General features: G+C 35.1%; 20 protein-coding genes, 1 tRNA gene and 1 pseudogene. 14 read left to right on the top strand and 8 right to left on the bottom strand.

Annotation, left to right across the window (positions count from 1 at the left end):
• Positions 1-2: 2 nt before the first annotated feature.
• From HJ01_RS06550 to HJ01_RS06585, 8 genes are all read left to right on the top strand, one after another.
• Positions 3-1,250, top strand: coding sequence for an efflux RND transporter periplasmic adaptor subunit (locus HJ01_RS06550; RefSeq protein ID WP_040473742.1), 1,248 nt, complete (start codon positions 3-5; stop codon positions 1,248-1,250).
• Between the two features lie 2 nt (positions 1,251-1,252).
• Complete coding sequence (locus HJ01_RS06555) at positions 1,253-2,467, top strand: efflux RND transporter periplasmic adaptor subunit (protein ID WP_007137548.1); 1,215 nt, start codon at positions 1,253-1,255, stop codon at positions 2,465-2,467.
• Between the two features lie 319 nt (positions 2,468-2,786).
• Positions 2,787-3,269 carry a DUF305 domain-containing protein gene (locus tag HJ01_RS06560; protein ID WP_007137549.1) on the top strand — a complete coding sequence of 161 codons (483 nt, stop codon included), beginning with the start codon at positions 2,787-2,789 and terminating at the stop codon, positions 3,267-3,269.
• 25 nt (positions 3,270-3,294) lie between these two features.
• A complete protein-coding gene (locus HJ01_RS06565) occupies positions 3,295-3,834 on the top strand; it encodes a helix-turn-helix domain-containing protein (RefSeq protein WP_007137550.1) in 540 nt (179 codons plus the stop codon).
• An 86-nt stretch (positions 3,835-3,920) separates the two neighbouring features.
• Positions 3,921-6,635 (top strand): heavy metal translocating P-type ATPase, encoded by a 2,715-nt coding sequence (locus HJ01_RS06570; RefSeq protein WP_007137551.1) that lies wholly within the window; start codon positions 3,921-3,923, stop codon positions 6,633-6,635.
• Positions 6,636-6,674: 39 nt separating this feature from the next.
• Positions 6,675-7,226, top strand: coding sequence for a hypothetical protein (locus HJ01_RS06575; protein WP_040473756.1), 552 nt, complete (start codon positions 6,675-6,677; stop codon positions 7,224-7,226).
• A 206-nt stretch (positions 7,227-7,432) separates the two neighbouring features.
• The gene (locus tag HJ01_RS06580; RefSeq protein WP_007137554.1) at positions 7,433-7,819 is read left to right on the top strand and encodes a DUF302 domain-containing protein; all 387 of its coding nucleotides are present in this window, start codon (positions 7,433-7,435) and stop codon (positions 7,817-7,819) included.
• 27 nt (positions 7,820-7,846) lie between these two features.
• Entirely contained in the window at positions 7,847-10,186 is a 2,340-nt protein-coding gene (locus HJ01_RS06585; RefSeq protein ID WP_007137555.1) for a multicopper oxidase domain-containing protein, read from the top strand.
• Positions 10,187-10,287: 101 nt separating this feature from the next.
• On the opposite strand, the gene HJ01_RS06590 is transcribed toward HJ01_RS06585, so the two are convergent.
• Positions 10,288-10,830: a hypothetical protein gene (locus HJ01_RS06590; protein WP_007137556.1), complete on the bottom strand. Its 543-nt coding sequence runs from the start codon at positions 10,828-10,830 to the stop codon at positions 10,288-10,290.
• 259 nt (positions 10,831-11,089) lie between these two features.
• Positions 11,090-11,422: a YegP family protein gene (locus tag HJ01_RS06595; RefSeq protein WP_007137557.1), complete on the bottom strand. Its 333-nt coding sequence runs from the start codon at positions 11,420-11,422 to the stop codon at positions 11,090-11,092.
• 525 nt (positions 11,423-11,947) lie between these two features.
• Between HJ01_RS06595 and HJ01_RS06600 the strand changes: the two genes are divergently transcribed.
• The 4 genes and pseudogenes from HJ01_RS06600 (at position 11,948) to HJ01_RS06615 (ending at position 13,770) form a co-directional block, all read left to right on the top strand.
• Positions 11,948-12,019: transfer RNA gene (locus tag HJ01_RS06600), tRNA-Glu, on the top strand.
• Positions 12,020-12,327: 308 nt separating this feature from the next.
• A pseudogene (locus HJ01_RS06605) lies at positions 12,328-12,561 on the top strand (MOSC N-terminal beta barrel domain-containing protein); the annotation flags it as partial.
• A 22-nt stretch (positions 12,562-12,583) separates the two neighbouring features.
• On the top strand, positions 12,584-12,805 hold the full coding sequence (locus HJ01_RS06610) for an MOSC domain-containing protein (RefSeq protein ID WP_262487893.1): 222 nt from the start codon (positions 12,584-12,586) through the stop codon (positions 12,803-12,805).
• A 461-nt stretch (positions 12,806-13,266) separates the two neighbouring features.
• Complete coding sequence (locus HJ01_RS06615) at positions 13,267-13,770, top strand: CAP domain-containing protein (protein WP_007137561.1); 504 nt, start codon at positions 13,267-13,269, stop codon at positions 13,768-13,770.
• A gap of 124 nt (positions 13,771-13,894) precedes the next feature.
• Here the strand turns inward: HJ01_RS06615 and HJ01_RS06620 are convergent, their stop codons facing one another.
• From HJ01_RS06620 to HJ01_RS06640, 5 genes are all read right to left on the bottom strand, one after another.
• Complete coding sequence (locus HJ01_RS06620) at positions 13,895-14,887, bottom strand: phosphotransferase (protein WP_007137562.1); 993 nt, start codon at positions 14,885-14,887, stop codon at positions 13,895-13,897.
• 159 nt (positions 14,888-15,046) lie between these two features.
• Positions 15,047-16,498, bottom strand: a complete 1,452-nt coding sequence (locus tag HJ01_RS06625) for a flavin-containing monooxygenase (RefSeq protein ID WP_007137563.1) — start codon at positions 16,496-16,498, stop codon at positions 15,047-15,049.
• Between the two features lie 153 nt (positions 16,499-16,651).
• Complete coding sequence (locus HJ01_RS06630) at positions 16,652-16,834, bottom strand: hypothetical protein (protein ID WP_007137564.1); 183 nt, start codon at positions 16,832-16,834, stop codon at positions 16,652-16,654.
• A 75-nt stretch (positions 16,835-16,909) separates the two neighbouring features.
• A complete protein-coding gene (locus tag HJ01_RS06635; RefSeq protein ID WP_040473744.1) occupies positions 16,910-17,332 on the bottom strand; it encodes a hypothetical protein in 423 nt (140 codons plus the stop codon).
• Positions 17,333-17,353: 21 nt separating this feature from the next.
• Entirely contained in the window at positions 17,354-18,523 is a 1,170-nt protein-coding gene (locus HJ01_RS06640) for an MFS transporter (protein ID WP_007137566.1), read from the bottom strand.
• 703 nt (positions 18,524-19,226) lie between these two features.
• Between HJ01_RS06640 and HJ01_RS06645 the strand changes: the two genes are divergently transcribed.
• Complete coding sequence (locus HJ01_RS06645) at positions 19,227-19,604, top strand: hypothetical protein (protein WP_007137568.1); 378 nt, start codon at positions 19,227-19,229, stop codon at positions 19,602-19,604.
• 144 nt (positions 19,605-19,748) lie between these two features.
• Here HJ01_RS06645 and nhaA read toward each other — a convergent pair whose 3' ends face one another.
• The gene (nhaA, locus tag HJ01_RS06650; RefSeq protein WP_007137569.1) at positions 19,749-21,062 is read right to left on the bottom strand and encodes a Na+/H+ antiporter NhaA; all 1,314 of its coding nucleotides are present in this window, start codon (positions 21,060-21,062) and stop codon (positions 19,749-19,751) included.
• Positions 21,063-21,498: 436 nt separating this feature from the next.
• Between nhaA and HJ01_RS06660 the strand changes: the two genes are divergently transcribed.
• Positions 21,499-22,374 (top strand): hypothetical protein, encoded by an 876-nt coding sequence (locus HJ01_RS06660; RefSeq protein WP_007137570.1) that lies wholly within the window; start codon positions 21,499-21,501, stop codon positions 22,372-22,374.
• Positions 22,375-22,402 lie beyond the last annotated feature (28 nt).

The raw sequence follows: 22,402 nt of genomic DNA on the forward strand, positions 1-22,402 counted from the left end.
TTATGAACAAATATTTAAAATATAGTTTGTTGGCTATCGCGGTTCTAACTGTTGGATTCACCATTTATTATTTTGTGGAAAAATCGAATGATCAAACTTCCCATTTACATGAAGAGGAGGTTTACACTTGTTCTATGCATCCTCAGATCATAAGAAACGAACCCGGGAATTGCCCCATTTGTGGAATGACTTTGGTGAAGAAAGTGAGCGAAAAGCAGCCTGAGGAAAATCATTCGATCGAACACTTATTGGAACCCACAGATCAATTTGTGGTGGGGAATTTTCAAACCACTACGCCTAAAGATACGACAATAAGCAGTGAACTGCATTTGCCGGGACTTGTGGCCTACGATCCTAATTCGTCCGTAAACATATCCGCAAGAATCAGTGGCAGGATAGAAAAAATGTATGTGAATTACAAGTTTCAAAAAGTAAATAAAGGCCAAAAATTATTTGATTTGTACAGCCCGGAATTACTGACAGCCCAGCAAAATTATCTTTATTTGATAACCAATGATCCGGAAAATACTTCAATCATAAAAGCATCAAAACAAAAATTGTTGCTTTACGGAATGAGTAGCAGTCAGATCAATTCATTGGCTGCAGCCAAAAGGGTAAATCCGGTAGTGTCCATATACAGTCCAAGTAGTGGAATTGTAGAAGGAACGGAAAGCAAGGACAAAAGCACAACAGGGAATATGCAAAGCGCCGAGACAACAACGACTTCTTTGGATTTAAAGGAAGGAGATTATATCAAGAAAAACGAAATTGTTTTTAAATTGGTGAATACGGATAAAGTTTGGGGGGTCTTTAATGTTATACAGGGCTACAATAGTCTGGTAAAAGTAAATCAGTCGATTAGAATTTCGTCGGAATTAGACAAAAAGGATTATTTCAACGCGAAAGTGAACTTTATCGAAACGCAACTTAACCAAAACGAAAAAACCAACCGAGTGAGGGTATATCTTAATAACAGAAATTTAAAATTCCCCGTCGGTTTGCGACTGCAAGGAATTATAGAAACAAATCCAGTAAAAGGAATTTGGCTAAGAAAACAAGCTTTGGTAAGCATCGGAACTAAAAAGGTGGTTTTTGTTAAAAAAGAGAATGGTTTTAAAACTGCGGTAATAAAAACAGGGATTGAAATCAATGATTTCGTTCAGGTTATCGAAGGAGTCTCTACGCAGGATACCCTTGCCGGGAATGCGCAGTATTTGATCGATAGCGGAAGCTTTATAAAAACGGAATAATTATGAAAAAGATAAAAACAATAATTTTTCTATTTATGATCTTCGCTTTTCTTGCTGCCTGCAACGGTAAAAACGAGGAAGATCATAGTGAACATCAGGCGGAAAAAAATATTTACTATACCTGCTCAATGGATCCTCAGGTTAAGGAGGACAAACCGGGGAAATGTCCTATTTGCCATATGGATTTAACGCCAATGAAAAAAGACAATTCTGCCTCAAATGAGATTGCGTTAAGTGACCAGCAGATAAAACTGGGTAATATCAGTGTACGGACGATTTCTGAAACGGAAAGCAGTCTGGTAGAAAATTATACGGGGGTTTTGGCGGTTGACCAAGAGAGAATGAAAACCATTTCTGCCAGGGCTATGGGACGAATCGAGAAATTATACTTTAAAACCGAAGGGGATTACATCCAGAAAAACCAGGCTGTTTACCAGCTCTATAGTGAAGACATTGCCATAGCCAAACAAGATTATTTCGCTGCATACCAACAACTGTCCATGCCCGGTGATTTTGGTAAAAACGCTAAAAGCATGTTGAATGCGGCCAAGCAAAAGCTGTTGTTCTATGGTTTGTCTAATAGCCTGATTGAGAGTATTAAAACCAATTCTAAAATTTCGCCATACACTACTTTTTACAGTACCTATAGCGGTTATGTTTCAGAAATTACGGCAACAGAAGGCAGTTATGTCATGGAGGGCGCCGCCGTTATCAAGCTGGTCAATTTAAACAGTCTGTGGCTTGAAACGCAAGTAAACGTCAACTATGCTAAAAGTTTAAAAATAGGGCAGTCGGCAAAGCTGTCTTTTGCGGATTATCCGAATAACGAGATAACCGCAAAAATTTCGTTTATCAATCCCGAAATAAATCCGGATTCCAGGTTGCTTTTAATCAGAATGGAAGTGCCTAATCCGAATTTACTTTTAAAACCTGGAATGCAGGCGGTAGCCAGATTAACACAATCCAATCTAAAAGGGGTGTTTATTCCTATCGATGCGGTGATCAGGGAAGAAAATGCTACCTATATCTGGGTCGAAAAAAGCCACGGTATTTTTGAAAATGTAATGGTCGAAACCGGAGCGGAATCGAATGGAATGATTGAAATTAAATCGGCCTTAGATCCAGCCAAAAAAGTGGTCATTACCGGAGCTTATGCCATCAACAGCGAATATAAATTCCGCAAAGGCAGTGACCCCATGGCAGGAATGGACATGTAAGTAATGGAATGGGGTAATACTTTGTATGTTAATTGGTTAAATTAACCTAACTTAGTAGGATAACAATGAGTTTTAAAGCAGTGGAAGTAAAGTATGAGTTGGAAAAAATAGTCATCATGTTGTATCAATTATACAGATTTGTCAAACGATTTAGATTCTTTTGTGAATTTGGTAAAGAAAATTATAATTGGTTTGAAATACCGATATCATTGCTTAAATCTTTCTAAGATGGGACCACATAAGAAGTCCCGATAATTTTAAAACAAAATAAGTTTAAAAAATTAAGATCTTTAAAAACAACCTTTTAAAAATTAATTTATTGGAAGAAAATCACACACATTCAAAGAAAAATCCTTACGTAAAATTTGCCTTAATTATGGCAGTTTCATTTGTAATTATGTACTTGATAATGTTTTTAAACGTTGCAGAATTTAGTCATATTTTCAACAGCTTAACTCGGTTTTATATGACGACATTAATAATGATTGCTTCTATGGCAATTTTGATGTTGTTGTTTATGTGGGGCATGTATCCCAATCGTAAAATTAATATGAGTATTGTAGCGTTTGCAGCGGTTTGCTTTTTTGGTACATTGTATTTATTGCGTACTCAAACTCCTATAGGAGATATTCAATATATGAAAGCAATGATTCCTCATCATTCCTCGGCAATAATGACCAGTAGTAATGTTGAATTTAAAGATCCCAAAGTTAAAAAATTAGCTGAGGACATCATAATTGCTCAAGAAAAGGAAATTAAGCAAATGAATGAAATGATTAATCGATTGGAGCGTAAAGAATAGTAGTGTGAAATTATACATAAAAAATATGGTTTGTGGCCGTTGCGAAATGGCTGTCAAATTGGAATTAGAAAAAATGAAGCTACCTGTTATTTCGATAAAATTAGGGGAGATAGAACTATCTCGTGAACTAGTAGAAGTGGAAATAGAAAGGCTAGCAAGTAATCTTAAGGATTTAGGTTTCGAATTGTTGGAAGATAGTGTAAGCAAGACAATTGCGCAGATTAAAAATCTTATTATTGATTTGGTTCATTATCGAAATGAAAAATTAAAACTCAATTTATCGACTTATTTATCTGAAGATTTGAGGCAAGATTACAGTGCTTTGAGTAAACTTTTTTCGGTAAGCGAAGGGATTACAATTGAACATTATTTTATTGCGCAAAAAATTGAAAAAGCAAAGGAGTTGCTTGTTTATGATGAATTAAGCCTGAGCGAAATTGCGATTCAACTCAACTATAGCAATGTAGCCCATTTGAGTAATCAATTTAAAAAAGTGACAAGTTTTACGCCTACGCAATTCAAAAAATTAGGCGACAACACCAGAAAGCAAATTGACAGTTTGTAAATCTTACAAATGGTTACCATAATTGTGTAACTGAATAAGACCATGTTATTCGGATATTTGTAAGGCTAACTTAAAATAGCGTGAAAATGACACATGCCTATACTGTTACCGGAATGTCTTGCGACGGTTGTCGTACCAAGGTGGAGAAAACATTGAACACCATTGATGGGGTTGAAGCGGTCGTTTCTTTAGATCCGGCAACTGCAACCATAACAATGGAAAAACACATTTCAACTGAGAAGTTACAAGAAGCACTAAGTGTTGCTGGAAAATATACCATAGAGATGAGCCATCCTAAAAAGCCATCTGACGAATTAAAAATAGAAGCTGAGGTAAAAGCCTGTTGTGGCAACCATCATCATCAGACTAATGATAATATGGAGAATCCGGAAACGGCTAGTACATATTATTGTCCCATGCATTGCGAAGGAGATAAAGTATATGACAAAGCAGGAAGATGTCCAGAATGTGGTATGCATTTAGAAAAAGTATCTGAATCAAAAGAAAATACAGCAGAGAAATCCTGTTGTGGCACAAAGAAGGAGTCTGATAATAAAGACATACCAGCCGCAGCTCCTGGTAAATATTATTGTCCCATGCATTGCGAAGGCGACAAAGTATATGACAAAGCGGGAGACTGTCCTGTATGCGGGATGGATTTAGTGCAACAACCTATTCTGAACCAAAGGCAACAATATACTTGCCCGATGCACCCGGAGATAATTCAGGACGGACCAGGTTCATGCCCTATTTGCGGAATGGATTTAGTTCCTATGGAACCCACCGACAGTGAGGAAAATAAAACCTACAATGACTTGATGCGAAAGATGAAAATAGCGCTGATTTTTACAGTGCCCATTTTCATAATAGCGATGTCAGATATGATACCAAACAATCCTTTGATGCAAATCATGGATATGAAAAACTGGAATTGGGTGCAGCTTGCCTTATCCATACCAGTAGTTTTTTATGCGGCTTGGATGTTTTTCATTCGCGCTTGGAAATCTTTGGTTACTTGGAATCTTAATATGTTTACGCTTATCGGAATAGGTTCGGGAGTCGCATTTATATTTAGTGTTTTTGCAATTTTCTTTCCAGATGTTTTTCCGGCTGAATTCAAAACTGAAACTGGAGCTGTTCACTTGTATTTTGAAGCGACAACAGTAATATTAACATTGGTTTTATTAGGACAGTTATTGGAAGCCAGAGCTCACAGTCAGACCAGTGGAGCTATAAAAGAGTTGCTTAAATTAGCGCCTACAGAAGCCACTTTGGTAGCTGATGGAGAAGATAAAGTAATATCGATTCATGATATTAAAAAAGGAGATTTATTACGTGTAAAACCAGGAGATAAAATTCCTGTTGATGGTAAAATCACCGATGGGGAAAGTACTATTGACGAGTCGATGATTTCAGGAGAACCTATTCCTGTCGATAAAAAAGTCGATGATGTCGTTGTTGCAGGGACTATAAATGGGAATAAATCATTTGTGATGGTTGCTGAAAAAATTGGTTCTGAAACCCTGCTTTCGCAAATTGTTGAAATGGTTAATAATGCCAGCCGATCTAGAGCGCCTATTCAAAAATTAGCGGATAGAATTTCTAAGTATTTTGTGCCTATTGTAGTAGTTGTGTCTATAATTACTTTCTTTATTTGGGCAAATTTTGGACCAGAACCCAATGCTTTAATCTACGGATTTATCAATGCTGTGGCAGTTTTGATTATCGCTTGTCCATGCGCCTTAGGTCTAGCAACACCCATGTCCGTAATGGTGGGAGTAGGTAAAGGAGCGCAGTCCGGAGTTTTGATAAAAAATGCCGAAGCACTAGAAAACATGAATAAGGTGAATGTTTTAATTACTGATAAAACAGGAACGATAACAGAGGGGAAACCATCAGTAGAAAAGGTTTTTTCATCTAATGATCAAGAGGATGATTTGTTGAGAAATATCGCTTCTCTCAATCAATACAGTGAACACCCTTTGGCGCAAGCCGTAGTAAATTTTGCAAAAGCGAAAGAGGTGTCACTAATAGAAGTCAAAGATTTTGAATCAATTTCTGGAAAAGGAGTAATAGGAACAGTATCAAATAAAAAAATAGCATTAGGAAATAAAAAGCTAATGGAACAAGTAAATGCTTCGGTTTCGGAGGATTTAGAAAATAAAATTATTGCAGAACAAAAACTAGGCAAAACAGTTTCGTATATCTCAGTAGACAAAGTGGTTTTGGGATATGTGACCATCACTGATGCTATAAAAGCGACAAGTGTTGCGGCTGTAAAAGAATTGATGCGTCAAGGTGTTGAAGTGATTATGCTTACGGGTGATAACGAAAATACCGCAAAATCGGTGGCCGATGAATTGCAATTGACGTCTTTTATTGCAGGTTGTTTGCCTGAGGATAAACTCAATGAAATTAAGCGCTTGCAAGCCGAAGGTAAAATTGTAGCGATGGCCGGTGATGGAATCAATGATGCTCCTGCTTTGGCACAAGCTGATATAGGTATAGCAATGGGAACAGGAACTGATGTTGCGATTGAAAGTGCCAAAATCACTTTGGTAAAAGGCGATTTACAAGGTATTGTGAAAGCCAAAAAACTGAGTCATGCCGTGATGAAAAATATCAATCAAAATTTGTTTTTTGCCTTCTTTTATAATGCACTCGGAATACCGATTGCTGCAGGAGTTTTATATCCGTTTTTCGGAATTTTACTTTCCCCAATGATTGCTGCTTTGGCGATGAGTTTTAGTTCAGTTTCCGTAATTGCAAATGCATTGCGATTGAGAGGATTAAAACTTTAATGAATGAGGATTAACTTTAATTTAATTAAAAATAATATCATGAAAACACTACAGAAAATTGTACTATCGGTTGGGCTAATCGGACTTCTAAATTCCTGCCAGTCAACAAATCAGGTTTTGTCAAAATCAGACAAGAGAATGGAAATAATGAATACTATTGCCAATGACGAAAGCATGTCAAAGGAAATGATGGGAATATTGATGAGTAGCAAAAGCGGCAAAATGACGATGATGAAAGGGCATCATGCTAAGATGAAGGAAATGATGAAAGAAGATCCAGAAAGGATGTCAGAAATGATGGATAATCCAGAAATGATGAAGCTACATCAAGCTAAAATGATAGCAAAGATGAAAGATAATCCGGAAATGAAAAAAATGATGATGGGCCATATGAAGGAAATGATGAAGGATGATCCAGAAATGACGAAAGAAATGATGAAAGCAATGATGGAAAAGGCTAAAGATGATAAAGCGATGATGTCAGGAATGTGTAAAGAAATGATGGGGAATGAGAAAATGATGGAAATGATGGAGAAGATGAAGGGTGACAAAATGGATATGAAAAAAATGAAAGACGAGAAGCAAGAATAGATTGAGTAAATAAGAATTTTGTTTAACCTTAAAATATAAAGCTATGTTTAATAATGGAAATGGAGAAATGCACATGGGATCTTACTCATTCATGGGAATGCATATTTTTTGGTGGTTCTCAATATTAATTTTTGCACTAGTATTATTAGTATTAGCGCACAGGTATAGAAAAAGGAAATAAGTTTAATTTAAAAAATAAAATAATCATGGAATACTATTTTAGTAAAACAATTAATGACAGCTTCGAGAATGCGATTCAAAAAGTAACAGAATCCCTGAAATCGGAAGGATTCGGGATACTGACGGAAATTGATTTGAAAGCGACATTCAAGAAAAAGCTAGACATAGATTTTTACAATTACACGATTCTGGGTGCCTGTAACCCTCCATTCGCTTATGATGCCCTGTTGGCAGAAGATAAGATAGGTACAATGTTGCCTTGCAATGTAATAGTTCAAGAAAAAGTGGCAGGCTTAATAGAGGTTTCTGCAGTTGATCCGGCAGCTTCTATGCAGGCAGTAGAAAACGAAAAACTTGCTGAAATTGCTACCGAAATTAGAGATCGATTAAAGAAAGCGATTCATCAATTATAGGTTCATATTTTGGTTGCAAATAAAAGAATGAAAATGAAAATTAAATCAAGCCTTTTACTATTACTCATCGCATTTGCGGCAAATGCTCAAAAAGTCGTCCGCTATGATTTGTATGTAAAAGATACAGTCGTCAATTTTTCAGGAAAAGAAAAAAGGGCGATAGCGGTTAATGGGCAAATTCCTATGCCAACTCTTACTTTTACAGAAGGAGATATTGCTGAAATCTACGTTCATAACGAATTGGAAGAAGGAACTTCCCTGCATTGGCATGGGTTATTTTTACCTAACAAAGAAGATGGAGTGCCATTTCTTACACAAATGCCAATAGCTCCTCATACGACTCATAAATATACATTCCCTATTGTACAAAGCGGAACTCATTGGTACCATAGCCATTCTGGTTTGCAGGAGCAGATAGGAATGTATGGAGCTTTGATTTTGAAGAAAAAGGATAGCGATCCTACTTTTAGAAAAGGAATTGATGATTTGCCAGCGATTCCTGTTGTTTTGAGTGAATGGACTGACTATAAACCCGAAAATGTGCACCGAATGCTGCATAACGCTTCGGATTGGTTTGCCATTAAAAAAGGCACAACCCAAAGCTATGCCGAAGCCATTAGAAGTGGTCATTTTAAAACCAAATTTACTAATGAATGGAAGCGAATGTTAGCAATGGACGTGAGTGACGTGTATTACGATAAATTCTTGATAAACGGATCTAATGAATCTATGGCAAACGTTTTGAGTAAATCTAAAGCGGGAGACAAAGTACGTTTGCGAATTTCTAATGCGGGCGCTTCCTCTTATTTTTGGCTGACGTATGCAGGAGGCAAAATTACAGTCATTGCCAATGACGGGAATGATGTAGAACCTGTTGAAGTAGATCGATTGATTATTGGTGTTTCTGAAACATATGATGTTGTGGTGACCATTCCTGCTGATAATACGGCTTATGAATTTTTAGCTACGCCAGAAGATAGAACTAAGTCAGCCTCTCTTTATATTGGTAAAGGCATCAAACAATTGGCATCACCTTTACCAAAATTGAACTATTTTGAGGGGATGAAGATGATGAACAACATGATGAACATGGATGGTAGCATGGACGACATGGGGATGGATATGAGCCTTCAAAAAATGGACATGAATACGGTGATGTATCCGGAAATCACTGGAGTGATAGAGAAACGAGCAAAGAATACAGAGAATAGAGAAATGCAAGATCAGTTTTCCGATAAAAGGAATTTGAAGTCTGACAAAATGGATCATTCAAAAATGGACATGAAGTCGGACAAGATGGATATGAAGGATTCAAAAATGGATCATTCAAAACAGGCAATGGGTTCCGAGGAAATTGTAACCTTAAACTATGGAATGTTAAAAGCACCAGATATTACCACACTTCCAAAAGATGCTCCAGTTCGGGAATTACATTTTGAATTAACAGGAAACATGAACCGTTATTTGTGGAGTATGGATAACAAGGTTTTGTCTGAGTCGGATAAAATTTTAATCAAAAAAGGAGAAAATGTTCGTATAGTGATGCATAATAATTCAATGATGCGTCATCCAATGCATTTACACGGTCATGATTTTAGGGTCTTAAATGGTCAGGGAGAATATGCTCCCTTAAAAAATGTTTTGGACATTATGCCGATGGAAACAGACACCATCGAGTTTAATGCGAATGCAGATGGCGACTGGTTTTTTCATTGTCATATTTTATACCATATGATGGCAGGAATGAATCGTGTTTTTAGTTATGAAAACTCGGCTCCCAATCCACTTTTACCGAATAAAGAATGGGCTTACAAGAAATTGCAAAACGAAAGTAATCAACTACACTTTATGGCGGAAAATGATTTTGCTACAAATGGTAATGATGGTAAAGCCATGGCGCAAAATGCAAGATGGAGTTTTGGAACGGAATGGCGTTTGGGTTATCACGACGAACACGGTTATGAAACAGAAACACATATAGGTAGATACATTGGAAAAAATCAATGGTTGATGCCGTTTATAGGTTTTGATTGGCGTTACCGCAAAATGGGTATGAACGAAGTAGAGAAAAATGTTTTTGGACAATCGACTACCAAAGACAATCGTGCCGTAATGAGTTTAGGAGTTAATTATACTTTACCTTTATTGGTTATTGCACAAGCTGAGGTTTTTAGCGACGGGAATGTTCGTTTTCAGTTGATGCGGGAGGATATTCCGGTTTCAAAAAGACTGCGAATGGCTTTTATGATCAATACCGATAAAGAATATATGGCTGGATTAAAATATATAGTAGGTAAAAATATTGGCTTGACCACGCATTACGACAGTGATATGGGAGTAGGTTTTGGAGTAAATCTGAACTATTAAAAGACTCGATTTTCAATTTAAAAAAAAGATGTTTGCGTAAAAAGCAAACATCTTTTTTTTGTCATTATGTGTGACACTTTTTCAGCCAAGTCATTTTTTTATTACTTACTTAGCATCGCTTGATAAATTTGTATGGTTATCTCGTCACTCCAGCCTTCTGGCACTACAATTTGAAAATCCTTTAATTGCAATTTAAAATTAAGTGTAAGTAAAGAAGAAAAGATTTCGCTACCAGCAACGTGTTTAAGTTCACCATTTACATATATTATTTTTATTATTTTGTTCATAGACAGTTGTGCCGTGAAATTTAGTTTCTGATCTGGATGTTCTAAGGTGTTTACGTAGGGAATGTTCAGTTTCCCTTTCAGTATTACGGGCTTTAAGGATGAGTTTATCAGTATCACATTTAGTGAGTCTGTTTCGGTGTGCAAAGTGGTCGGATCTAGTGATAACCCTATTTCAGCAGTTTCATAATTGATTAAAACGGACAGATGATTACTACTGGCAGTTACTATGGAATCCATGTGCGAGCCAATAACGGCTATAACTCCCTCTCTGGTTTGGTATTTTTGCTGTGCCTTTATCGAAAAGCTACTAAGTAGTACGAAAGTAGCTAGCCAGACTGTTTTTAAATTTTTTATCATCAGTATAGCATTAAATGAATTGCAAAATATTTTTAATCAGTTAGTTCTCTGTTTTTTAAGTAACTATGAATTTACGTTTTATTTAGGATCACATCTCTTTTTTTAGGTAAAACCTTCATTTTTTTCAATGCTTCGATAAAGTTGCAGCCTACTAATTATCTTGGTAGAGATGTCAAAATGGGATTACTGTTTAAATAAAAAAAACCAGCTTAATATACTAAACTAGTTTTTTTCATAATCTTAAACTCACTAAAAACAGTTAAACTGTCTGATCGTCTATTGTTGCCTCAGCAGCATTATTCTTTACCGATTCAATTCCTTTGTCTCGTGCAGCCGTGCTTGAATATATTTCACTCGTACCGATAACCTGATGGTTAGCCGCTTTTAGGTTGAAGTACGGCTTTCCGATGGAAGATTCTTTGCGATCATAGTTTGCATCTTCCGGGGCGTTTTTTCGCACGGACTCCATTCCGTTTTCGCAAGCGGCTTTAGAGTTATACGCTTCACTAGTCAGAATGGTCTCGCCATTTCCCGCTTTCAAATTGAAATGGAACGATCCATTTGCTGTTTTGGTAATTACAAATTTCCCCATAAGTATTTAGTATATTGATTATCATAAATTTAGGCAAAATATTATTGTAATGGAAATTATAACGATTTATTTTATTTACAAAGTTTAGTCAATAATTAAGTATTTGTAAATTAAGAAACTGTTTGTGTTTTACCCCTAACAAAATGGTTTTAAGTGGCTAAGGGTGAATGAGGTAAATAGTTTTGGCGGAAGACTTCAAAAAATGGCTTTTAGGGTCAATACAGCTAAGGAATTTCCCCAGGAATGAATTGCATCGTGGATAAAAAGATTGGCTTGACCAGGCATTGTGACAGTGATAGGGGATTAGGTTTTAGATTCAATGGAAATTATTAAGTTGCTAGTGCTTTATTTTGTTCCAAAAAAAAAAATAAAAAAAAATCACTTCTTTTTTTTATGGCAAGTGCTAATTATGAAGTAATTATAATTTTCAAATAAAAAAAACGCTATTTCTACTCGGCGGTTTTGAGATTTGGCTTTGTGCATCTCAAAAATAGTTCTATTTTTGTACCCGCAATAGAAAAGCAAGGCCCGTTCGTCTATCGGTTAGGACGCATGGTTTTCATCCATGTAAGAGCGGTTCGATTCCGCTACGGGCTACAATATTCTACAAATTGCGATTCAGATTTTTTTTAATTGATTTCGCTATTTGAATGTGTGAATTAATTTCAATTTACTTCCTAAAACTTAAAACAAGCCTCGAAAATTAAACCTTTCGAGGCTTTTTTTTGTTGTTTGTCGTGGCTGTTCTTTTTTGGAGATAGGATAAAAATAAAGTCGTTATGCTTTAGCTTTTGGAAATCTGGATTTATCCCGTAAAATCATAAGGAGGAATTAGCCTTCAAGAATCTAATGTAACAGGCCATGGTTTAGAGAACTATCGCCGTTGTATATAAGTTGATGAAGAAGGTGTTTTTCTTTCCCAAAGAACAACTCCTGAATTGGCACTGTTCAAGACTGAAATTGTTGCCAATCATTTAGTGATTAGTCACAAAGGAAACTCGACTAATATAGTTAAAATAGATTTGAATCCTGCTCAACAAGAAATCAAAGCGAATCTAGAAACGGTAGTTTGGGACGATACCGTTGAAGCGTATGAAGTAGAAAAGAGAATTTCGAAATGGTTTTTCTTTTTTAATTAAAGGGCAAGCGTCTTTGGATGATTTGAATTCCAGTTTAAATGTAGCTATTCCCATGAAAGAATTCCGACCTAATTTTATTTTTACAGGAGGAGAAGTATATGAAGAAGAAACTTGGAGCGAGTTCACAAGAGGGAATCTTGCTTTTTATGGGGTAAAACCGTGCGGAAGATGCGTAATGGTTGGTATGTCTAGAAAAGGGAATTGTTGCCGGAAAAGAGCCTTTATTGACTTTGTCCAAATATAAAATGGTGGGGAATAATGTGATTTTTGGCCAAAATTTAATTACACTTAAAGAGGGAAGTATTGCCGTTGGAGATGCTGTGGTTGTATTTAAAAAGAAAGCTGTTTTAAATTTAACCGAATTAAAGGGGATTAAGGAAATTAAAATTTAAAGCTGAGGAGCAGCTGTTAATGTAGTAACATAAAAAAAGCGATGATGTGTTCATGGCTTTTTTTTATGCTTTATTGTTTGGGAAGGGATCGTATATCGGTCTTTAGAGTTGCGATATAGTTTAAGATAACTCACCTTATCGCTGTTATCTGTTTTCTAATCAAAGGAGTATAATCGCTCGTTTGAATGTAGATAAGTGCATTTCGTCGATTATTTTTACTTTTTATCGGGATTGCTGGTAAATTTGGTAAACAATTAGAAAACAATAACAATCATTTTGGGATTCAATTTTCTCGAAAAAAAACATAAATATTATGAACTTCTATTTTCTACGTACCTTTTTATTCATCACAGTAATTTTTACGATGAATTCTTGCTCATCTGATTCCTCTGAAACTCAAACAGTGGAGTCCACAACTCAAAAGATGGTTAATTATAATTACAGTGCATCTGAGATTGAAACAATGAAATTGATAAATGAATACAGAGTCAGTGTTGGATTAAATGTTTTGGAAAAAATAGATTTTATCTCATTAAAATCAGAAGAACATGACAATTACATGATCGCTAATAATGTTGTTAGTCATGATGGTTTTGTAACTCGTGCGGAAGAAATAAAGAAAGTGTTATCGGCCAAAGGGGTAGGTGAAAATATAGCTTATAATTATAGTACAGCTCAATCTGCTTTAAATGCATGGTTAGCAAGTCCTGGACATAAAGAAAATATAGAAGGTGATTATACTCATTTTGGAATTGCAATTAGAGAAAATCCTACAACTGGAAAAAAATATTACACAAACATCTTTGCTAAAATATAATTAGATTTTGGTTAGAAAGAGACTGTCTTCCCCCCGAAAGGCAGTCTTTTTTTTATGTCAAAAGAACAACTCTTTTACAAGTTCTATTTTTTGGATTAAGTTAGTTTCCAGAAGTGCGAGTGAACTATGTCGCAACTTCTTTCGGTTCATTATATTCAATCCATGATTGCATTCTGCCAATATACATTTTCAGGTAATTTTCAGTCAAAAAGATGTTAGACCAATCAAATCGCTGCGATTGTATGCCAAGATAGAAAATCCAGATCGCCGCTGCAGCCTCCGGAATTAAATTAATTTCTTGTTCAGATAACGTTCTTATGCTTTGATAGCCTTTTAGAAACTGATCTTTTTTAAGTTCATATTCGGCTTTATCACTTTCTATATGGAATAACTGTTTACAAAAATAAGCCACATCTGAGATTAGTATTCCGTTGCCACAAAAATCAAAATCAAAAATGCTGATTTCGTTTTTGTCTGTAACACTCATATTGTCATACCAAATATCCAAATGGATAATTCCCTTTTGAACTTTCATAAAGTCGATTGTATCAAAAGTCCGGCTGATCTTCTCACTTTGTTTGTTAATGAATTGCATTTCAGCATTTGATTCTGGAAAATGGTTTCGTGCATGTTCATAAGGTAATTTGATTAGTGTTCCCGAGTTATAAGTAATCCGATTGATACTTTTATTGGTGGTTACCGTATGGATATTTGCCATAAGTACACCTAAAGAATAGCAGGTTTCAGCATCCATGAACCTCATTTTTCCGCCTTCGGCAAATGAGAAACGCACGGCATAACGGAGTCCTTCGGGGGCGTTTATGTCTTGTATGAATATGTCTTTCTTGTCAGCAATGGGATATGAGATGCTAAGTTGGTTCTCTTTTAGGAGTTGTAACAACTTGATTTCTTCCTCAATTTCAGATTTTGAGCGCCAGTTATAGCAGTACACTCGCAACACGTATTTCGTGTCGTTATCAGTAATAAAATAAGTGTGATTCATTCCAGTTCTAAACAATCGGCAACTACAATTTTGGCTCAGTCCGTATTTTTCTATAACTAATTGTCCTAAAGCAGTAGCTGATAGTGTGGAGTTTGTAACTGGGAAATGTGTCATTTTTTTATTTTTAGGCGGATTGCAAAGCTACGTCATCCTTTACATTAGCAAAGTACCATCAACAATGAATTACTTTAAAGTAGGCAGCGCTCATGGTGTTTGTTTTTGCAATGTGACTCTTCAGTTTTTTAGTGTAAGCTGCGCTAGCCTTGGCTTTTTTTATTTAAAAAAGCGAATTCTTTTGTCTTTAATGGTATCTACACGAAGCATTTTGTAGTCCAGAACATAATTTTGGTAAACACGCCATGGTGCTTTGTTTCCTTGGCTAGGAAGCGTATTCGCTGCTCTATTAATGTATCCAGAATTCAGGTTGAGTAGCGGAATAGGTTTTAAATTGGTCTCAACTACTTTTGCCTGCAATGCTTTATAATTGTGCTTGTCTAAATATTTCAAGACTCGGGAAATGTATTCGCTAGTAAGGTCACTTTTCAACGTCCAAGAAGCATTGGTATAGCCAACAAAAATAAAGAAGTTGGGTAGATCGCTTAACATAAGACCTTTGTATACAAAAGATTTTGAAACATCAAAAGGTTCCGAGTCTACTTGGATTTTTACTCCTCCAAACGCCACTAATTCAAGTCCAGTTGCAGTAATTATAATGTCGGCGGATAATGTCTTTCCTGATTTTAATAAAATCCCATTGGTTAGAAAACGATCGATTTGATCCGTAACAACTGATGCTTTTCCTTTGCGAATGGCTCTAAAAAAATCTCCGTTTGGGGCAATGCAAAAACGTTGTTCCCATGGATTGTAGTTGGGGATAAAATGTGGATCTACAGGAAAATCACCTAAACCTTTTTTAGCGCCTTTTATAATGAATTTTTTCATTGCCTCAGGGAAGTACTTACACAGATTAAAGAAGACAATAGCATAAAAAATATTTTTAAACCGAATCAGTCTGTACGCGATTTTTTTAGGGAATATTCGTTTTATACGCGCAGCAATTTTGTCTTTATTGGGTAAAGCAGCAATATAAGTTGGCGAGCGTTGTAGCATCACAACTTTTGCCCCTTGATCAGTAAGCTCGGGAACAATTGTTACAGCAGTGGCTCCACTACCAATGATGACCACTTTTTTATCGGTAACATCTAATTTTTCAGGCCATTTTTGAGGATGGATGATTTCACCTTCAAAATTCGATTGATCCTTAAATTCAGGAGTGTAGCCTTTAGCGTAATTATAATAACCGCTACAGCTAAAGATAAACTGGCAGCTATAAACGGTTTCTTCCTTCGTAGCAGTATTTACAGTAGTGACCGTCCATAATTTCTCTTCTGTATTGAAGTTATAAGAAAGCGCACGTTGTTCGTAGATGATATGATCTCTTACTTTATATTCATCTGCGGCTTCATTCAGGTATTTCAAAATAGAAGGTCCGTCAGCAAAAGACTTTTGGTCTTCCCATGTTTTAAAGGAGTAACCAAAGGTGTACATATCCGAATCAGAACGGATTCCCGGGTATTGAAACAAACTCCAAGTACCTCCAAGTTCAGTTCTTGCTTCTAGAATAACATAGGTTTTCTCAGGATTTTTGCGGGACAAATGACAGGCAGCGCCTATACCGGATAATCCTGCTCCTATAATGATAATATCGCTATGCCTCGTATTCATATTTGTTATTTTTAGATTTCAATGCTGTTGCAAAATACAAAATAGAATGAATAAAAAAACACCATTTTATTTTGTTCAGTATTGGTGTTTGTAACTGGTTTGAAAAGTGGTAGGACTTTTATAAAAGCTACTATTTTTTTTTGAAGATTTAAATCAATCTTTTTTATCCTGTTGTTCCGTTTGATTTTGATTTCCATGAATCATGCTTTCGCCTACGTTCATTCCGTTTGACATTCCAATCATGAATGCTGTTAGCATTAGCATGATTTTTCTTTTGACCCAAAGAATAGGGCGCTTGGATTTCTCCAAACCTGGTTTGTTTTTTTGTTTATACATGGTGTAAATGATAAATGATTAAACATTTGGTATCATCATTATGCATGAGATTGCATAAATGCTTAGAAATAATTTCTAAGCTATGTATAAACGGTTAAGGGAGTTTGTTGAAGTCATCATCTCACTTATAAAGAGATGTTGCATTATAAATGAACTTGCTTTTTGATAAAGTTTTACTCTTAATTTAACGAGAACTTTAATTTGAAGACTGTAAATTGCGGCAAATTGAAGATAAGTAAAAGGAATAGAAATTACTGTTTTTACAGCGGTTGCTTGATTGAAATCATATAATTTAGAACGGTATGTTTTCCATTGACTACTAACAATCGGATTTGAAAACTGATAATATTCAACCTGATTTGATTGAGATTCTAAAGTACCATCGTTTACCATCAAGCCAAAGGCAAGAAAGAGTGCAATAAGATATTTTAGCTGTTTGATCAATTTAGAGGTTTTAAATTTAGAATCAAAAGTATGTGTTTTTATGTTAATTGTCAATACTTATGTTTGTTGAAAATCTCAGCTCCTCTTTTTGCTTAACGCCAATAAACCAAGAATAGGGCCAATAGCTAAACAGATGTAAATGCTGTTGGAATCGGTTACTGTTTTTAGAGAACTGATTAATTGGATACTGATTATTGTTATGGCGAAGCCAATGCTATTGACAATAGTAAGTGCCGTTCCTTTAATTTCTGCTGCGGCATTTTGAGCAACTAAGGTCGAGAAAAGCGGAGAATCAGCCACAACGGTCATTCCCCAAAAAAGCATTAAGGCGATAAAAAGCTGTTGTGATGCTATCGCAAATAGGAACGGAGAAATAAGACAGCAAACACAAGAAAGAGCTAAAGATATAAATGCCATTTTTTTAGTGCCAAAAGCTTCTGATAAGTACCCACTAAGTACGCAAGCAAGTCCGCCAATCCCGATGATTAGAAAAGATAAAATGGGAATATTAAAGTTGGTTTCAGGATGTAAATCGTTATAGGTTTTCAACATCAACGGTGTAAATGCCCAAAAAGCGTATAACTCCCACATGTGTCCAAAATACCCAAAAGCAGCAGCACGCAAGTTTTGGTTTTTGAATATTCCAAAGAAAGCGGATAGGTTTACGCCTTGACTTTGTTTTCTATAAGGGCCGTCAGGAACTAAAATAACCATCATCAAACCACCAATAATGGCAAGCGAAGAAGTGGTGATTATAACTGATTCCCATGGGAATACATTTGTTATTCCTTTTAATAAATGCGGAAAAGCAGTTCCTAATACTAAGGCGCCAACTAAAAACCCTAGCGATTTACCTAATCCTTTTTCGAAATGATCAGCGGCAATTTTCATCCCAACAGGGTAGATTCCGGCAAGGAAAAAACCGGTCAAGAAACGTAAACTAAGCATTGTGGCTAAAGTATTGGCTTCCCATAATATACCTGCGTTAAATGCCGCTCCAAGCAATGCACTGATCAAGAATACTTTTGAAGGAGAAAAACGATCAGCAATTGCCAAAAGTGCAAAAACTAAAGTGCCTAAAATAAAGCCAAATTGCACCGCAGATGTAAGATGACCAATGGCTGTTTCGGCAAGGCCAAAATTAATCACTAAGTCGCTCATCACAGCATTACTTGCAAACCAAAGGGAAGTGCAACAAAATTGGGCAATAACAATTATAGGAAGAATGGCTTTTAAACGGTTCATGTAGATTGTTGTTTTCTAATAAAAGCAAAACTAAAGTATTATTTATAAGGAAGCTGAATTTAAAACTTTTGCTTTTGCGGCTAGCGCTAAAGTACTGCTCGTGCCCGCAATCAAAATCAATTGCTAATTATTTTAAAAGCACAAAGCTTTCTTGAGGTGAATCGCTAGGATCTCAGTTTCTTGAAAATCTAGGATGTCGTGTTTTTTTACCTTAAAGCCATAGGTTGTATTTACTTTGAATTTGATCATAAACATGTGAATTATGTAACCATTGTATGGAATTGTATCACAATTTAGAAGATGTATAGTGTTATATTTACTTTCCGTAGATTAATTGTGGATCATCTAAAATTATTTATGTGAAAAACCCCTAAGCGCTATAAAGAATTACCAGAATTATAGGTTTGATTTTAGGCATACTTGGAATTATTAGACATTTATCAGATGTTGCAATTCTAACAGTACACAATTACAGGCTACAGTTTATTAGTTTCATTGTTTTGGTAGTAGGAACCACATTAATAGAAGTTAAAATAATTAGATTATGCCTGTAAATACCACTTGTAAATAGCTTTTAAAAAATCCCAAATTCAGGAAATTTTGCATGGCTGAACAAGAAGTTTTGCAGAGTAGAAAGCTATCGGTCCTATTAGGCCTGCTTTTTACAGTTTAACAGAAATATTAATACAATAAACATTTAATTATGTCAGAAAAAAACAAAAAACAATTTGGTGTTTGGATGGACTCACATCATGCAACTATTGTAGGTAGAGAAAATGTAGATTCAGGTAAGTTCGTAATATTAGGTCACGAAAAAGTGGATGATCAATTTGTGCATACAAGCGAAAGCGCAGCTGATAATGCCGAAAGGGATTTTCTTCACAAACTATTCAAAGACATCACTGCCCATATGCAAAATGTTGATGAACTACATTTGACAGGAACAGGAACAGCTCAAGAACAATTTATTAAATACTTGAAGGAAACGCCACAGTATAAAAATGTTGCTGCTACAGAAAGCACTTCAAATAAAATGAGTGATGAAAGTTTAATTGAATATGTGGCTGCACAGTTCAAATAGTCGTTTTAAATAAACAAGGCTGATTTATCAGTTTAAATAAATGCCCCCAAAAAGCCCTGTGCGATTTGGGGGCATTTTTGCTATAAATAGACCGCTTTTTTTTATACTTTCTGTTCAAGAGCGGGCTTTTGGAAAGTCGCTGGGTTAATTTGTTGTAGGTTCACTTTTACTGGTTAATCGCAAGATAGAGTACCCTACTATTCCAGAAATAATTGATCCAATGATAATTCCAACTTTTGCGGAATTAATACTTATCAAATCGCCTCCAAAAGCCAAATTGGCTATAAATATTGACATTGTAAATCCAACGCCCGCGATGGCTGAAACCCCTAATATTTGCTTGAATGTTACGCCTGAAGGTAATTCGGTCACGTTGAATTTAATACCCAAATACGAAAACAATGCCACTCCAATAAATTTACCAACAAGGAGGCTGATTGCAATCGTAGTCATTAAAGAAAAGTTAAAATCATAACTAGTGCTTATTACGACACCTGCATTTGCAAATGCAAATAGTGGTAATATTAAGTAGGAAATCCAGCTATGTAACTTTTTTTCAAGATGTTGCAGAGGTGAACGAACTTCAGAAGTTAAGTCATCTAAATTATCAATACTTTTTATTTCATCTTTTGCCAGCAAAGGATTTTCATCATCATCTGATACCTTAACGATAGTGTTAGAAATAGAGGTAAGACTTTCTGAAAATGATTTTATCTTAAGTTTTCTTTTTATAGGAATTGTAAATGCCAAAAGGACACCTGCAATTGTTGGGTGTATCCCTGATTTAAGAAATAAGAACCAAATAATAATAGCTAAAACTAATCCGATGTCTAATGAAAATTTTCGTTTGTAGTACAATAAACCCAAAAGGACAATAAGAATAATTCCATATAAAATAAAAAGCCAATTAATATTTACACTATAAAAGATTGCGATGACAAGAACTGCTGCAATATCATCTATGATTGCAAAAGCCGTAAGAAATATTTTTAAACTCAAAGGGACTCTTTTTCCTAAAGTGCTTAAAATAGCTAATGCAAAAGCAATGTCTGTTGCCATTGGTATTCCCCAGCCTTTTACAGTATCTGGGTTTTTATTTAAAAATAAATAGAGGGCAACAGGCACCATGACTCCGCCTAAAGCGGCAATAAATGGAAAGGCTGCTTTTTTTACTGTGTTTATTTCTCCAATTAATAATTCTCTTTTCAATTCTAACCCAATCACAAAGAAGAAAATAGCCATCAAACCGTCATTAATCCATAAAATCAAAGGCTTTTTTAATTCGAATTCTTGAAAGGATATTCCAATCTTGTATTGCCATAAATTTTCATAGGACGCGCCGTAAGCTGAATTCGCCCAAATTAAAGCGATAATTGTTGCTCCAAACAGCAATATTCCTGCTAAACTTTCAGTTTTAATAAATTTTTGAAATGGTGTTAATAGGATTTTTTTAATCATTTGTTTTTGGGTGTTTTTTATGGTACATTTTGTTCCTCTAGCCTTTTAAAACTTATGAAAATGAGTGTTTCTGGGTGAACGAAAGTACGATTAAAAATGCAGCTTCCACTAAATTTGTAGATGGGAAGCTCAAATCAGTGTGTAAATATGGTTTGTAAAGTCATTTTTAAAAGGGGCTCAAAGTCAGGAGATTTTGCGCAGCTGAGGTTGTGGTTTGTAAGATGGTTTTTTAAAGTAGCTCAAAGTAAGGAGAGTTTTCGCAGATGGCCGCAATCAAAATCATTTGCTGATTATTTTAAAAGAAGTATGATCATTAATTACCTAATATTTCTTGTTGCTCTTTTTTATACTTGGTGTTCAATAGCAGGATGAGCGTGGGCTCTTTTTTTGTATATATTTGTATTACCAATTTTAATAAATAATTTTCTTTAAAATTATGGATGCAAAAAGTTTTTTTTCCTCCCAGCAACTTAGCGAATTAATAGATATTTTTAAAAGTAAAGACACTAAATCTTCATCAATTCAGGAGTATTTAAATGATTTTGGAATATTGACAACATTTTTTGGTTTTGTTTGCTTTGATATGCCTGCAACAATAAAAATGCATAGAGTAAGAATTAATGAAAAAGGGAAAGATTTTACTTGTCTCAATGAATTATGGTGTCCGCCTATTGACAAAATAGAGAGAATTGGGAGGTGTAATGATAAAGGAGAACAGATTTTGTACATGTCAGGAGGTGGGGATACAGCTTTACGTGAAATAAATCCGCCAATTGGTTCAGTTGTAACTTGTTTAGAGTGCGAATTGGTTGAGGATATTAAGGTATTTGAGATAGGTGTTCTGAAAAATAATCAAGGCGAGGTGTTCTTGCAACAACTTGCAGATTTTCATAAAATTTCAATAAATCAATTTTATAAAGGAGATCAAGACTTGATTGATTTAGATACAAAATTAAAAGATTATATAGTTGAAGAATTTACAAAACAGATTGTGATCGGTGATGAACATTTATATAAAAAAACTATTTCAATAGCAAAATATTTTTTATCGAACCCTACGATTGAAGGATTGATGTTTCCTAGTATTAAATCAAATTTATTGAGTATTAATTATGCTATTCCAAAACAATTTGCAGATAAAAAGTTAAAGCCAACTAGAATTGATGTTCTAAAAATTGTAGGAAATATTGATGGTAGGTTAAGATTTGAATTTTTAAAAGGATGTTATGAAAATATAAATTTCAGTAAACCAATTAATTATACTAATTCTCGTCCGATAGAAGGTTGGGCATTTCAAGAAAAGAATCCTTAATTTAAATTGTTTTTTTTCTGCCTAAAAT

This window comes from Flavobacterium frigoris PS1 (genome assembly GCF_000252125.1).
In the GTDB taxonomy this organism is placed as follows: domain Bacteria; phylum Bacteroidota; class Bacteroidia; order Flavobacteriales; family Flavobacteriaceae; genus Flavobacterium; species Flavobacterium frigoris_A.

Coding starts and splice junctions, on each gene's coding strand:
- HJ01_RS06550 (WP_040473742.1), top strand. CDS start 3: ATGAACAAATATTTAAAATATAGTTTGTTGGCTATCGCGGTTCTAACT.
- HJ01_RS06555 (WP_007137548.1), top strand. CDS start 1,253: ATGAAAAAGATAAAAACAATAATTTTTCTATTTATGATCTTCGCTTTT.
- HJ01_RS06565 (WP_007137550.1), top strand. CDS start 3,295: ATGGTTTGTGGCCGTTGCGAAATGGCTGTCAAATTGGAATTAGAAAAA.
- HJ01_RS06570 (WP_007137551.1), top strand. CDS start 3,921: ATGACACATGCCTATACTGTTACCGGAATGTCTTGCGACGGTTGTCGT.
- HJ01_RS06575 (WP_040473756.1), top strand. CDS start 6,675: ATGAAAACACTACAGAAAATTGTACTATCGGTTGGGCTAATCGGACTT.
- HJ01_RS06580 (WP_007137554.1), top strand. CDS start 7,433: ATGGAATACTATTTTAGTAAAACAATTAATGACAGCTTCGAGAATGCG.
- HJ01_RS06585 (WP_007137555.1), top strand. CDS start 7,847: ATGAAAATGAAAATTAAATCAAGCCTTTTACTATTACTCATCGCATTT.
- HJ01_RS06590 (WP_007137556.1), bottom strand. CDS start 10,830: ATGATAAAAAATTTAAAAACAGTCTGGCTAGCTACTTTCGTACTACTT.
- HJ01_RS06595 (WP_007137557.1), bottom strand. CDS start 11,422: ATGGGGAAATTTGTAATTACCAAAACAGCAAATGGATCGTTCCATTTC.
- HJ01_RS06615 (WP_007137561.1), top strand. CDS start 13,267: ATGAACTTCTATTTTCTACGTACCTTTTTATTCATCACAGTAATTTTT.
- HJ01_RS06620 (WP_007137562.1), bottom strand. CDS start 14,887: ATGACACATTTCCCAGTTACAAACTCCACACTATCAGCTACTGCTTTA.
- HJ01_RS06625 (WP_007137563.1), bottom strand. CDS start 16,498: ATGAATACGAGGCATAGCGATATTATCATTATAGGAGCAGGATTATCC.
- HJ01_RS06630 (WP_007137564.1), bottom strand. CDS start 16,834: ATGTATAAACAAAAAAACAAACCAGGTTTGGAGAAATCCAAGCGCCCT.
- HJ01_RS06640 (WP_007137566.1), bottom strand. CDS start 18,523: ATGAACCGTTTAAAAGCCATTCTTCCTATAATTGTTATTGCCCAATTT.
- HJ01_RS06645 (WP_007137568.1), top strand. CDS start 19,227: ATGTCAGAAAAAAACAAAAAACAATTTGGTGTTTGGATGGACTCACAT.
- nhaA (WP_007137569.1), bottom strand. CDS start 21,062: ATGATTAAAAAAATCCTATTAACACCATTTCAAAAATTTATTAAAACT.
- HJ01_RS06660 (WP_007137570.1), top strand. CDS start 21,499: ATGGATGCAAAAAGTTTTTTTTCCTCCCAGCAACTTAGCGAATTAATA.